The 14064-nt window shown below is 65.9% G+C and carries 11 protein-coding genes; 9 read left to right on the top strand and 2 right to left on the bottom strand.

The genetic code is table 11. The annotated features are described in order from the left end of the window. Positions 1–154 precede the first annotated feature (154 nt). From AC3A6I_RS09775 to aroA, 8 genes are all read left to right on the top strand, one after another. Positions 155–1309, top strand: a complete 1155-nt coding sequence (locus AC3A6I_RS09775; RefSeq protein WP_487543490.1) for a cysteine desulfurase family protein — start codon at positions 155–157, stop codon at positions 1307–1309. Between the two features lie 10 nt (positions 1310–1319). Further along, positions 1320–2819 carry a Fe-S cluster assembly protein SufB gene (gene sufB, locus AC3A6I_RS09770; RefSeq protein WP_487543489.1) on the top strand — a complete coding sequence of 500 codons (1500 nt, stop codon included), beginning with the start codon at positions 1320–1322 and terminating at the stop codon, positions 2817–2819. Positions 2820–2936: 117 nt separating this feature from the next. Beyond that, entirely contained in the window at positions 2937–3689 is a 753-nt protein-coding gene (gene sufC, locus AC3A6I_RS09765; RefSeq protein WP_487545010.1) for a Fe-S cluster assembly ATPase SufC, read from the top strand. Continuing rightward, positions 3686–4918, top strand: a complete 1233-nt coding sequence (gene sufD / locus AC3A6I_RS09760) for a Fe-S cluster assembly protein SufD (protein WP_487543488.1) — start codon at positions 3686–3688, stop codon at positions 4916–4918. Before sufC ends, sufD begins: the two co-directional genes overlap by 4 nt. A gap of 167 nt (positions 4919–5085) precedes the next feature. Beyond that, positions 5086–6306 (top strand): cysteine desulfurase, encoded by a 1221-nt coding sequence (locus AC3A6I_RS09755; RefSeq protein ID WP_487543487.1) that lies wholly within the window; start codon positions 5086–5088, stop codon positions 6304–6306. Positions 6307–6435: 129 nt separating this feature from the next. Further along, on the top strand, positions 6436–6756 hold the full coding sequence (locus AC3A6I_RS09750; protein WP_487545009.1) for an SUF system Fe-S cluster assembly protein: 321 nt from the start codon (positions 6436–6438) through the stop codon (positions 6754–6756). A 53-nt stretch (positions 6757–6809) separates the two neighbouring features. After that, a complete protein-coding gene (locus AC3A6I_RS09745; RefSeq protein WP_487543486.1) occupies positions 6810–7196 on the top strand; it encodes a HesB/IscA family protein in 387 nt (128 codons plus the stop codon). Positions 7197–7510: 314 nt separating this feature from the next. After that, complete coding sequence (gene aroA / locus AC3A6I_RS09740) at positions 7511–8791, top strand: 3-phosphoshikimate 1-carboxyvinyltransferase (protein WP_487543485.1); 1281 nt, start codon at positions 7511–7513, stop codon at positions 8789–8791. Here aroA and AC3A6I_RS09735 read toward each other — a convergent pair. Beyond that, a complete protein-coding gene (locus tag AC3A6I_RS09735) occupies positions 8788–9693 on the bottom strand; it encodes a DsbA family protein (RefSeq protein ID WP_487543484.1) in 906 nt (301 codons plus the stop codon). The genes aroA and AC3A6I_RS09735 overlap by 4 nt on opposite strands. A 123-nt stretch (positions 9694–9816) precedes the next feature. On the opposite strand from AC3A6I_RS09735, the gene AC3A6I_RS09730 reads away from it, so the two are divergent. Continuing rightward, positions 9817–10968 carry a pyridoxal phosphate-dependent aminotransferase gene (locus tag AC3A6I_RS09730; RefSeq protein WP_487543483.1) on the top strand — a complete coding sequence of 384 codons (1152 nt, stop codon included), beginning with the start codon at positions 9817–9819 and terminating at the stop codon, positions 10966–10968. 247 nt (positions 10969–11215) lie between these two features. On the opposite strand, the gene AC3A6I_RS09725 is transcribed toward AC3A6I_RS09730, so the two are convergent. Then, on the bottom strand, positions 11216–13870 hold the full coding sequence (locus AC3A6I_RS09725; protein WP_487543482.1) for an Rne/Rng family ribonuclease: 2655 nt from the start codon (positions 13868–13870) through the stop codon (positions 11216–11218). Positions 13871–14064: the final 194 nt, after the last annotated feature.

Below are 14064 nucleotides of genomic sequence, written 5' to 3'. Positions count from 1 at the left end.
AGTTGGTGTTCCAACCGCTTCCGGTTGCTGGTGAGCGCTCCTTGTAGAGAAAGTGAGCGCCCGATTTCAAGAATTGTTTCATGGTCCGAGCGAGCGCGAGTCGCGTTCCGGCAAGGCCATTGATGCGGAAGGCGGGCCCTCGGGTCCGAGGACGATGGGCCGACAGACGATCTATCTCGATCACAACGCGTCGGCGCCGCTTCTCCCCGAAGCGCGCGCCGCGATGATCGATACGCTCGGTCTGGTCGGCAATCCGTCTTCCGTGCATGCCGAGGGCAGGGCGCTTCGCGCCACTATCGACAAGGCCCGCGCCCAGGTGGCGCGGCTCGCCGGAGCAGAGCGCGACCAGGTCGTGTTCACCGGCTCGGCCACCGAGGCGATCACCCAGGCCATCGTCGGCGGCGCCAGGGCTTTCAACGTCGATGCCATCGTTGTCTCCGAGGGCGACCACGCCGCCGTCCTCAAGGCCGCCGAGGCCACCGGCCTGCCGGTCAAGAAGGTCGGGCTCGATGCCGACGGCCTGATCCGCCTCGAGCAGATCGCCGGCGCTATTGCCGAGGCCGACATGGTCGGCATGCGCCTCCTCGTCGCCGTCCATCTCGTCAACAACGAGACCGGCGTGATCCAGCCGGTCGATCGCATCGAGGTGCTGGTTGGCCCCAGCCCGCACTACCTGTTCGTCGATGCGGTGCAGGGCTTTGGCAAGATCGGCCTCGATTTCGCCTCCCGCGCGCCCGACCTGATGGCGGTCAGCGCCCACAAGATCGGCGGCCCCGCCGGCGTTGGCGCGCTGCTGATGAAGGGCCACGCCGACCAGGTGCGGCTGATCCCCGGCGGCGGCCAGGAAGGCGGCCGGCGCGGTGGCACCGAGAATGCGGCGGCCATCGCCGGCTTCGCCGCGGCAGCGGAAGTCTTCGCGGACAAGTTCTACCACGCCAATGTCAGCGAGCTGGTCCGGACCGCCGAGGATGGCATGCGACTGATCGCGCCCGACCTCGTTGTCTTCGGTGAGGCGGCCGATCGCATCGGCAACACCTCCAACTTCGCCGTGCCCGGTTTGAAGAACGCCGTGGCGATGATGGGGCTCGACCTCGCCGGTATCGCCGTTTCGTCCGGTTCGGCCTGCTCGTCCGGCAAGGTCGGCCCGTCCCATGTGCTCAATGCCATGGGCGTGCCGGCAGACTTAAGTGAATGCGCGCTGCGCATCAGTTTCGGCTGGTCCTCTTCCATCGGGGACGTCGAAGCCTATCTCAAGGGTTTTGGCGAAGTCGTCGGGCGTCATCGCGCCCGCCACGGCGTCGCAGCTTAGGAAGAAGACCATGGCTCGCTACGATATCCCGACGCTCAAGGAAGAGATCGAGGACGATACCGTCGAGAAGGTACTCGCGCTCGATGTCGAAAAGTACAAGTACGGGTTCGAGACCGCCATCGAAGTCGAGAAGGCCCCCAAGGGCCTGAACGAGGACACCATTCGCTTCATTTCGGCCAAGAAGGAAGAGCCGGAGTGGATGCTGGAGTGGCGGCTCGAGGCCTATCGTCGCTGGCTCACCATGACCGAGCCGACCTGGGCCAAGGTGCACTACCCCAAGATCGACTTCCAGGACATGTACTACTACGCCGCGCCTAAGGGCTCGAACCGGCCCAAGTCGCTGGACGAGGTCGATCCGGCGCTGCTCGAAATGTACGAGAAGCTCGGCGTGCCGCTGAAGGAGCGTGAGCTGCTGGCCGGGGTCGAGCAGCCCAAGGTGGCTGTCGACGCGGTGATCGATTCCGTGTCGGTCGCGACCACCTTCCGCGACGAGCTCAACAAGATGGGCATCATCTTCTGCTCGATCAGCGAGGCCATCCGCGAATACCCGGACCTCGTGAAGCAGTACCTGGGCACGGTCGTACCGGTCTCGGACAACTACTACGCCACGCTCAACTCCGCGGTCTTCACCGACGGCTCGTTCTGCTACGTGCCCAAGGGCATCCGTTGCCCGATGGAGCTCTCGACCTATTTCCGCATCAACGAGGCCAAGACCGGGCAGTTCGAGCGCACCCTGCTGATCGCCGACGAAGGCGCGTACGTCTCCTATCTCGAGGGTTGCACCGCCCCCGCGCGCGCCGAGCATCAGCTGCACGCTGCCGTGGTCGAGCTCGTCGCCCTCAAGGATGCCGAGATCAAGTACTCGACCGTCCAGAACTGGTTCCCAGGCGACAAGGACGGCAAGGGCGGGGTCTACAACTTCGTCACCAAGCGTGGCGACTGCCGTGGCGACAACTCCAAGATCAGCTGGACCCAGGTGGAAACCGGTTCGGCCATCACCTGGAAGTATCCGAGCTGCATCCTGCGCGGCGACAACTCGTCGGGCGAGTTCTACTCGATCGCCATCTCCAACGGCTACCAGCAGGTCGACAGCGGCACCAAGATGCTGCACCTCGGCAAGAACACCACGAGCCGGATCATCTCCAAGGGCATCGCGGCGGGCTTTTCCGACAACACCTATCGCGGCCAGGTCTCGGCTCACGCCAAGGCGAAGGGCGCGCGCAACTTCACGCAGTGCGACTCGCTCCTGATCGGCGACAAGTGCGGCGCCCACACCGTGCCCTATATCGAAAGCCGCAACTCGAGCGCCGTGTTCGAGCACGAGGCGACGACGTCGAAGATCTCCGACGACCAGATGTTCTACGCCATGCAACGCGGCCTTTCCGAAGAGGAAGCGGTGGCGCTGATCGTCAACGGCTTCGTCCGCGATGTGCTGCAGCACCTGCCCATGGAGTTCATGGTCGAAACCCAGCGCCTGATCTCGATCTCGCTCGAAGGCAGCGTGGGTTGATCCTCGGCGCCTGAGACAAAAACAGGCCGCGTCCAGAACGGCTGAGCCTCAAACATTATCCTCGCCCGCCGCCTTGAACGGCCCGGCGATACTGGAGAAGACCGAATGACCACCCCGATGCTCGAAATCCGCAACCTGCATGTCCGGATCGAGGAACGCGAAATCCTCAAGGGCGTAAACCTGATCGTCCCCAAGGGCGAAGTGCACGCCATCATGGGGCGCAACGGCTCGGGCAAGTCGACGCTGAGCTATGTGCTCGCCGGCAAGGAAGACTATGAGGTCACCGACGGCGAAGTGCTGCTCGATGGCGTCAACATCCTCGAGATGGAGCCCAACGAGCGCGCCGTCGCCGGCCTGTTCCTCGCCTTCCAGTACCCGATCGAAATCCCCGGCGTTGCCACCATGACCTTCCTCAAGGCCGCGCTGAATGCCCAGCGCAAGGCCCGCGGCGAAGGCGAGATTTCGACGCCGGACTTCATGAAGGCGGTCAAGGAAGCCGGTTCCGCCATGCATATCGACAGCGACATGCTGAAGCGCGCGCTCAATGTCGGCTTCTCGGGCGGCGAGAAGAAGCGCGCCGAAATCCTGCAGATGGCGCTGCTCAAGCCCAAGATGTGCATTCTCGACGAGACCGATTCCGGCCTCGACATCGACGCGCTGAAGATCGTCTCGGAGGGCGTGAACGCCTTGCGCGGCCCGGAGCGCGCCATGCTGGTGATCACCCACTACCAGCGCCTGCTCAACCACATCGTGCCCGATGTGGTGCACGTTTTCTCCGACGGCCGCGTGGTCGAGTCGGGCGGCAAGGACCTGGCGCTCGAGCTCGAAGCCAAGGGCTATGCCGGCTTCGACGAGGAGAAGGCGGCGTGAGCATCGCTATCCCCGTTCGTCTCGGCCCGGCCGAGACCAAGTTGATCGAGCAGCTCAACGCTGCCGGCGCGACCGATGAGGCAACCCGCCTCGGCGGCTCCGGCCTGCCGACCCGTCGCGTCGAGTCCTACCATTACACCGACCTGAAGCAGCTGCTGCGCGCCGTGCCCGAGCTGGCTGGCGATCCACTTGCTGCCGGCGCTGATGGCTCGATCGCCACGACGCCTCCCGCGCTCACCGTGCCCGGCGCCTTCCAGTTGGTCATCGCCAATGGCCGCGTCCAGAAGCGTGGCACCGCTCCGGCCGGCGTCATTGCCGGTACCACCAAGGGCGGCGTGCTCTCGATCCGCGACGACATCGTCACCCGGCTCAACAACGCGCTGGTCAGCGAGGCGCTGACCCTCGATCTCGACGGCTCCGTCGACCCCGTGATCCAGATCGACCGCCGCACCGAAGGCGCCGCCGGCCACTCGGCCAGCGCGGCCAAGATCTTCGTCGGCGACGACGCGAGCGCGGTGATCGTCGAGACCTATGCCGGCTCCGACGAGGCGCACCTGGGCAACCACGCCACCTATCTGGCGCTGGGCAAGAACGCCAGGGTGACCCACATCACGGTGAACCTGAGCGGCAAGTCGGCGACGCACTTTGCCTCCAACGAGTACCAGCTCGGCGAGGGCGCGCAGCTGCGCACGCTGGTGATCAATGCCGGCGGTGCCCTGAGCCGCACCCAGCTCTTCCCGCGCTATGCCGGGGCAGGGGCGCATGCCGACGTCACGGGCCTCAACCTCGTGTCCGATGGCCAGCACACCGACATCACCATGGATGCGCTGCACGCCGTGCCGCACACCTCGTCCAAGCCGCTGTTCAAGTCGATCGCCCGTGGCCGCTCCAAGGCCATCGTGCAGGGCCGGCTGGTCGTAGCGCGCGACGCGCAGAAGACCGACGCCAAGCTGATGAGCCAGGGCCTGATGCTGTCGGACGAGGCGGAGATCCTCGCCAAGCCCGAACTCGAAATCTACGCCGACGACGTGGTCTGTGGCCACGGCGCCACCTCCGGCCAGCTCGACGAAGACCACCTGTTTTACCTCCTCAGCCGCGGCATTCCCAAGGCCGAGGCTGAAACCATGCTGGTCCGTGCCTTCCTCGCCGAACTGATCGACCCCATCGAGGACGCAGCCCTCAACGAAGCGCTGACCGCGGTGATCGAGGATTGGCTGGCGCGGGGGTAGGGCCGGCAGAAAAGGCCCCCTCACCCGGAGCGCGTTGCGCTCCGACCTCTCCCCCAAGGGAGAGGTGGTGCTGGGGTGAGATGGTGCCTCAAGTCACCTCTCCCTTGGGGGAGAGGTCGCCGCGCAGCGGCGGGTGAGGGGGCCTTCGCGCTCCCACTGGAAAGCAGATGACCTTCGACCTCGCCAAAATCCGCGCCGATTTCCCGATCCTGGATGAAAAGATCCACGGCCACCGGCTCGTCTATCTCGACTCCGGCGCCTCGGCCCAGAAGCCAAACCCGGTGCTCGACAAGATGGATTGGGCGCACCGGCATGCCTATGCCAACGTGCACCGCGGCCTCCACACCCTCGCCAACCGCGCCACCGAGGCCTACGAGGGCGGCCGCCAGGCCGTGCAGCGCTTCCTCAACGCGTCGCGCCCCGAGGAAATCATCTTCGCCCGCTCGGCCACCGAAGCGATCAACCTCGTCGCCGCCTCCTTCCTCGGCCCGCGCATCGCCGAGGGCGACGACATCGTGCTCTCCATCATGGAGCACCATTCCAACATCGTGCCCTGGCATTTCCACCGCGAGCGCAAGGGCGCTGTGCTGAACTGGGTCGATGTTGGCGACGATGGCAGCTTCTCCCTCGATGCGTTCGAGCAGGCCCTGACCCCGCGCACCAGAATGGTCGCGATCACCCACATGTCGAACGTGCTGGGCACGGTCACGCCGATCAAGCAGATCGTCGAGATCGCTCAAGCTCGCGGCATTCCCGTGCTGGTCGACGGCAGCCAGGGCGCCGTGCACAAGAAGGTCGACGTGCAGGATCTCGGCGTCGATTTCTACGTCTTCACCGGCCACAAGCTCTACGGCCCCACCGGCATCGGCGTGCTCTATGGCCGCTACGACCTCCTCGCCGACATGCAGCCCTTCAATGGCGGCGGCGAGATGATCGATGTCGTCACCCGCGACACCGTCACCTACAACGAGCCGCCGCACCGCTTCGAAGCCGGCACGCCGCCCATCGTCCAGGCCATCGGGCTCGGCGCCGCCATCGAATATGTCGAGGCCATCGGCCACGAGGCGATGGAAGCGCAGGAAGCCGACCTCACCGCCTACGCGATGGAGCGGCTCACCCGCATCAACTCGCTGCGCCTCATCGGCACCGCGCCGGGCAAGGGCGGCATCTTCTCGTTCGAACTCAAGGGCGCCCACGCCCATGATGTGTCCACCATCCTCGATCGCTACGGCATCGCCGTGCGCGCCGGCACCCATTGCGCCATGCCGCTGCTGCAAAGGTTCGGGGTCACCTCTACCTGCCGGGCCTCCTTCGGCCTATATACCGGCAAGGACGATATCGACGCGCTCGTCGAGGGCATCGAAAAAGCGCGCAGCTTCTTTTCGTAAGGCGCGAAATCTGTCGCCTAAAGGATTGATATGACGGACGAAAGCAAGGAACTGGCGCCTGCGACGGAAGTGGTGGCCGAACCCAATGCCGGCGACACGCCCCGCATCACGCCCAACATTGCCGGCACGATGGCGCCCGAGGAAGTCGAGCGCATCACCGCCGACCTGATCGGCGCGCTGAAGACGGTCTACGATCCGGAGATCCCGGTCGACATCTACGAACTCGGCCTCATCTACAAGGTCGATCTCGACGACGACCGCAACCTCACCATCGACATGACGCTGACCGCGCCGGGCTGCCCGGTGGCCGGCGAGATGCCGGGCTGGGTGGAAAACGCGGCGCTCGGCGTCGAGGGCATCCAGAACGTCACCGTCAACATGGTCTACGATCCGCCATGGGATGCCTCGCGCATGAGCGAAGAGGCCCAGGTCGCGCTGAACTGGTGGTAAGTTCGAAGCGTTAGGTCTATATATCGTCTGGTTACGATGAAGGTCCGAGTCCGATGCCATTGAAGATCATGAGCCTCACCGACGCAGCCGCCGAGCGGGTGCGCGAGATCATGGAAGACAGCGACAAGCCGGTCACCGGCGTGCGTGTCGGCATCAAGAATGCCGGCTGCGCCGGGCAGTCCTACACCCTCGACTACGTGGCCGAGCCGGTAGCAGGCGACGACCACATCGAGGACAAGGGCGTCCACGTCTATGTCGAGCCCAAGGCGACCCTGTTCCTGCTCGGCACGGTGATGGATTTCGAGGAAGACATCCTCAAGTCCGGCTTCACCTTCAAGAACCCCAACCAGACCGGCGAATGCGGCTGCGGCGAAAGCGTCCAGCTCAAGCCCGCCGACCTCAAGGCCCTGGCCGACGCCCGCGCCGCCGCGCACGCGTAAGCGCCCGTCCGCTCAATCTCCCCCACCCACGATGTCACCCCGGCGAAGGCCGGGGCCCATCCCGAGATGCCGCGGCGTCTTCCGCGATGGTGCGAAAGCCCGTTCAGATCGCGTCAATGATCGGTTCATAATCCGTAGCGCAATAGGTCGGCCATGCTAACCTACGCCCCAGTTGCAGCGCGTCCGCCAATTCGCTACACCCATCCGGCTTGCTTCAACCTCACCCCGGCGACAGGACCGGGCCATTCGACAGATCGATGTGTCCGGCACTGCCGGAGTGAGCGCGGCTTCAGGCCGCTGTGACGGGGTTTTCCATGACTATTGATGCGCCCTCAAAGCTCGAGGCTTTGACGATCATTCCGCCTGCCCATCCGCTGGTCGGCCGCGTGACGCCGCCCGGATCGAAGTCGATCACCAACCGCGCCCTGCTGCTCGCCGCCCTCGCCAAAGGCACCAGCCGCCTCACCGGCGCACTCAAGAGCCGCGACACCCAGCTCATGGCCAAGGCCTTGATCCAGATGGGTGTTTCGGTTGAAGAACCGGATGCCACGAGCTTCATCGTCACCAGCGGTGGCACGCTCAAGGCCCCCACCGAGCCGCTGATGCTCGGCAATGCCGGCACCGCCACCCGCTTCCTCACCGCCGCCGTGACCCTCGTCACCGGCCGCGTCGTCATTGATGGCGACGAAGCCATGCGCAAGCGTCCGATCGAGCCGCTGCTCGTCGCCCTGCGCTCGCTCGGCATCGACGCCACCAGCGCCACCGGCTGTCCGCCTGTCACGATCAACGGCACCGGTACCTTCGGCTCCGGCCGCGTCGAGATCGATGGCGGCCTCTCCAGCCAGTATGTCTCGGCCCTGCTGATGGCCGCGCCGTTCGGCGAAGGCCCGATCGAGGTCGCGCTGACCGGCAAGGACCTTGACGCCCGTGGCTACGTCAACCTGACCCTCGCCGCCATGCGCGCCTTCGGCGCCAGCGTCGAGCAAATCGACGAAATGACCTGGCGCGTTGAGCCCACCGGCTACCGCGCCACCGATTTCCACATTGAGCCCGACGCCTCAGCGGCGACCTACCTGTGGGCCGCCGAAGCGCTGACCCACGGCAAGATCGATCTCGGCGTGCCGATGGAGTCCTTCACCCAGCCTGACGCCGAGGCCGCCAAGCTGATCCGGCAGTTCCCGCGCATGCCGGCCGTCATCAACGGCTCGCAGATGCAGGACGCCGTACCCACGCTCGCCGTGCTGGCTGCCTTCAACGAGACGCCGGTTCGCTTCGTCGGCATCGCCAACCTGCGGGTAAAGGAGTGCGACCGTATCTCGGCGCTATCCACCGAGCTCAACCGCATCCGGCCCGGCCTCGCGCGCGAGGAGGACGACGACCTGATCGTGAATTCCGACCCGGCACTCGCCGAGCCTCGCCGCAACGCCACGACTCGGATCGAGACCTACGAGGACCACCGCATCGCCATGAGCTTCGCGCTCGCCGCGCTGAAGGTCGGCGGCATCACGATCCTCGACCCACTATGCGTGGGCAAGACCTATCCGGAATACTGGAACGCGCTGCGTTCGCTGGGTGTGGAGACGCGCGAGGTCTAACCGGGCGTCGCGGGGCAGGTGGTGGAGCCACACGCGCGCATGTTGGCGATCTTGGCCTTCAGCACGTCGAGCGGCACGGCGCCGGGGATGATCTCGTCGCCGATGATGAAGGTCGGCGTGCCGGTGATCTTCAGCTTGTCGGCGATCGTGTAGCTGGTCTTGATTGCCTCGGCGACCCTGGGCGTGCCCATGCCCATCTCCAGCGTGATCGGGTTGAGCCCGAGATCGGACGCGGCTTTCAGCGCCGCTGCCTTATCGACCTGGCCGCGGCCGGTGAACAGCGCCTGGTGGAAGCCCCAGTAGTCCACGTCAGCGTCCGCTACCTGGATCGCCACCTTGGCGGCATCCAGCGAGCCCTGCGACAGGATCGGGAACTCCTTGAGGATGAGCTTTACGCCCTTGTCCTCCTCGAGCAGCTGCGCCAGCGCGGGCAGGGCCTGCCGACAGTAGGTGCAGTTATAGTCGAACATCTCGACCAGCGTGACGTCGCCTTCGGGATTGCCCAGCACCACCTGGCCTTCGGCCTCGTAGATGGCCGGCTTGAGTTCGGCCAGCGCCGTCGCCGTCGTGGCCTTGCGTTCGGCAGTCAGTTCGACCTCGAGCGCCGCATCGACCTGTTGCAGGATGCGGGGGTTGGCGAGCAGATAGTCCTCGATCATCGGGTTGAGTGTCGCCGCATCGAGCTGTGCCGCCGACTGCCTGGGCTGGCGGGCGAGATAGTCGGCAACGATGGTTTCCACCGCCGGCTGGTCGAGTCCGGCCTTGGGCGCGGTAGCAACCACCTCCTCGGCAATCGAGCGCACCGCGGCCTCGTCCATGGCGGGGCGGGTCGCGAGCGACATCCCGAGTCCGCCCGCAAGGACGCCGGCGAGAACAACGAGGGCGGTAGTCAGGCGGGACATGGCAACTCCAGGGCACTTCTGGCCCAACGCTCTATCAGACCACCACGAAATTGCCACCGCACGAAGCCGGCCCGCTTCAATTCTGGTTGAGCCGGCGGCGCGGATCACTTAGCCAGTCTGGATATGGACGAGAGCAAGATCACGGGCCTCCGGCCCTTCTACGTGATGGAGATCACCGCCCGCGCCAAGGCGGCCGAGGCGAGCGGTCGGACGATCATGCACATGGAATCAGGCGAGCCCGGCGCTCCACCGGCACCGAAGGTGCGTGAGGCAGTGGCCGCGGCCCTCGCCCTACCGCAGCACTACACGCACTCGGCCGGCCAGATCGAGCTGAGGCGAGCGCTTTCGGACTACTACCACGACCAGCACGGCGCCACCGTCGATCCCGACGCGATCGTCGTCACCATGGGCTCGTCCTCGGGCTTCATTCTCGCCTTCCTCGCCGCCTTCGGTCGCGGCGCGAAGATCGCCGTTACCCGCCCGGGCTATCCTGCTTATCTCAACACGCTCGACGGCCTCGGCATGCAGGCGGTCGAGATTCCGGTGACAGCCGCCGCCGGCTGGCGTCTCATCGCCGCCGATATCGAAGCCGCCTATGCCCGCGAACAGTTCGACGGCCTGCTCTTCGCCTCGCCGGCCAACCCAACCGGTGCGGCGGTAACGCGCGACGGCTTGAAAGAGATCGTCGACACCTGCGCCCGCCTCGGCATCCGCTTCATCTCCGACGAAATCTACCACGGCCTCGATTATCGCGCCCCGTCCGTCTCGGCGCTCGAGTTCACCGACCAGGCCATCGTGATCAACAGCTTCTCCAAATATTACTGCATGACCGGCTGGCGCATCGGCTGGATGGTGCTGCCCGAGGCGGTCAACCGACGCACCAACATCCTGCAGCAGAACCTGTTTATCGCCGCTCCGACCCTCAGCCAGATCGCCGGCCGCGTGGCGCTGGGCGAGCGCGACTACGCCGAAGCCCAGAAGGCGCAATATGCCGAGAACCGCCACGCGCTCGCTGAAGGCCTCGCCCAGTTCGGCCTCGCGACCGCCAGCGAGGGCGACGGCGCCTTCTATGCCTATGTCGATTTCTCCCGCTACACCAACGACTCCCTGAACTTCTGCATCGAGCTGCTTGACGCCGTCGGCGTCGCCGCCACTCCGGGCATCGACTTCGACCGCATAAACGGCAACCGCTTCGTCCGCTTCTCCTACGCCGGCACCCGCGCCACCATCGACGAAGGCCTCAACCGGCTCGAAACCTTCCTCAAGGGACGCTGAGGGGGCCACGGCCTTCGCGATCCTCCGATCGTGGGCCTTGACGCCAAGCGCGACGACATGGCGCCTCATCCGCAATGACATTCCCGCAGGCGAAAACCCAGTCGGCCACCGGACCTACGGCTGCTGGATCCCCGCCTGCGCGGGGATGACGCCGGAGTTTGGGGACGGCTTCGAATGTAAAACAATGAGCGACAGGCGCTGGCGCCGGGATGCGAAAAGGGCGGGATCACTCCCGCCCTTTGTTCATTCAGCCACCGAGGCCCAGGCGGCGCTGCCACCAGCCGACCTTCTTGGGTTTGGCTTCCTCCGCCGCGGCTTCTTCGGAGGGAGCCGTGGTGCTGACCACGATCTCGCCCTCGGGGATAGACTTCCTTGCGCGCCGCTTCGGCTTTTCCTCGGTCGCTGTCTCAACGACGGGTTCCGTTTCGGCAACCACAGGAGCAGCCTCGGCCCCGGCAACTACCGGAGCAGCCTCGGCAACCACAGGGGCGGCTTCCTCAGCCGCCGGCGCTGCCTTGGGCTTGCGGGCACGGGTACGCTTCGGCTTGGGTGCCTCCTCGGCCGGAGCGGCTTCTTCGGCGGCGGGTGCTTCGACCACAGCCGGAGCCTGGGCGGCGGCAGCTTCCTCAGCTACCGGCTCGGCCTTCTTGCGACGGCCGCGCTTGGGCTTGGGCGCCTCTTCGGCAACGGGTTCGGTCACAGCCGGTGCAGGCTCGACCGAAACGGCAGGGACCACGTCCGCCTCGGCAACCAGCTCGGCCACGGCAGCAGCTTCCGCATCCTGTTCGGGTGCGCCGGCTTCGGCGTCGGCTGCCACCTGCTCGACCCCATCCTCGGGCCGGCGGTTGCGACGGCCGCCACGACGGCCGCGACGGCGGCGGCGGCGCGGCTCGCCGTCTTCCCCCACGGTGCCCGGCGCGCTCTCGGCCTCGCCATCCTCATCACCGCCCTCGGCATCGGCCGAAACCTCGGCGGCGGGCTGGCGCTGCTGACCATTGTCGCTGCGCTCGCCGCGATCGCGGTCACGGCCGCGCCGGCGGCGGCGACGGCGGCCGGAGCGCTCGCCGTTGCCTTCGTCGGAACGCGCGGCCGTCTCTTCGGCCTCGTCTTCGTCCTCGTCGACGATGTCAGCGTCGGCCACATCGGCCTCGATGAGAGTGGACGTATCGACCCGCACATGCGTGCCGGCGGTTTCGCTGCGATCGAGCTGGCGGGCCTCGCCACGCTCGATGGCATAGTGCGAGGGACCGACATGGTCATCGGCGACGATGGTGATCGACAGCCCGTACTTGGCCTCGAGCTGGTTCAGCGTACCGCGCTTGGAATTGAGGATGTAGAGCGCCACGTCGGTGGGGACGCGCAGGTTGATCGACTGGCCGGGCTTGCGCAGCACGTAGTCTTCCACGTTGCGCATGACCATCAGCGCCAGGCTCTCGACCGAGCGCACCAGCCCGGTACCCTGGCAGGTCGGGCACTTGTGCGTCGAGCTCTCGACCACGCCGAAGCGGATGCGCTGGCGGCTCATCTCGAGCAGGCCGAAATGGCTGATGCGGCCGACCTGGATCCGGGCCCGGTCGTTCTTCAGCGCTTCCTTGAGCTTGCGCTCCACTGCCCGGTTGGAGCGGTTCTCCACCATGTCGATGAAGTCGATGACGATGAGGCCCGCAAGGTCGCGCAGGCGAAGCTGCCGCGACACTTCCTCGGCGGCTTCCAGGTTGGTCTGGAGCGCGGTGTCCTCGATATTGTGTTCCTTGGTCGCCCGGCCCGAGTTCACGTCGATCGAGACGAGAGCTTCGGTCGGGTTGATCACGATATAGCCGCCCGAGGGCAGGTTCACCGTGGGCGAGAACATCTGGTCGAGCTGTCCCTCGACGGAATATTTCGAGAAGATCGGCGCATCTTCCTTGTAGAGCTGCACGTTCTTGGCGTGGCTCGGCATGATCATGCGCATGAAATCTTTGGCCTCGCGGTAGGCGTCGTCGCCTGCCACGTACAGCTCATCGATGTCCTTGTTGTAGAGGTCGCGAATGGTCCGCTTGATCAGCGAGCCTTCCTCGTAGACGAGGCAAGGTGCCTGCGACTTGAGCGTCAGCGAGCGGACATTCTCCCACAGGCGCTGCAGGTACTCGAAGTCGCGCTTCACCTCGGCCTTGGTGCGGCTTGCACCGGCCGTGCGCAGGATGATGCCCTGGCCCTGCGGCACATCGAGGTCGCCGACGATCTCCTTGAGGCGCTTGCGGTCGGCGGCATTGGTGATCTTGCGCGAAATACCGCCGCCACGCGCCGTGTTCGGCATCAGCACCGAATAGCGGCCGGCGAGCGACAGGTAGGTGGTCAGAGCCGCGCCCTTGTTGCCGCGCTCTTCCTTCACGACCTGCACCAGCATGACCTGCCGGCGCTTGATCACTTCCTGGATCTTGTACTGGTGCCGGCGCTGCGAGGGCCGGCGGCGCTCCTGCGCGTCTTCGAGCGCGTCGCCGCCACCGACGCTTTCGACCGGCTCGTTATTGGCCGGCGCCTGCTCGATGTGGCTATGCTCCTCGTCGTCCTCGGCCTCGGCGGGGGCCTCCGCCTCGGTCGTCGCGGCGGGAGCGGCGTCGTGCTCTTCGTCCTCATGCTCCTCGTCGCGCAGCAGGGCTTCGCGGTCGGCAATCGGGATCTGGTAGTAGTCGGGATGGATTTCCGAGAAGGCGAGGAAGCCGTGGCGGTTGCCGCCATACTCGACGAAGGCCGCCTGCAGGGACGGCTCAACGCGCGTCACCTTGGCGAGGTAGATGTTCCCTCTGAGCTGCCGCCGGGTGGCGGATTCGAAATCGAACTCCTCGAGCCGGTTACCGCTGGTGACGACGATCCGTGTTTCTTCCGGGTGGATGGCATCCACCAACATGCGCTTTGTAGCCATAGACTAAGTCTCCGCGCCTTCGCGCGCCGACAGCGGCAGCCCGGCGAGCCGGGCCTCCCCGTGTGGCGCCATGCGAGGCGAATGGTTCTGGGGTAGGGGCGCCTAGTGCGCCGGGAGGAGCGACGGCGAACACGCCGTTGCGATAGTGGAGAGCGTTGGCAGCCGGAAAGTCGATGACAAAAGCGCAACCGCTA

This window comes from Devosia sp. Soil_C_22, from assembly GCF_057657195.1.
Note: the sequence above shows the minus strand (reverse complement) of the source record. Positions and strands in the feature narration are given on the sequence as shown.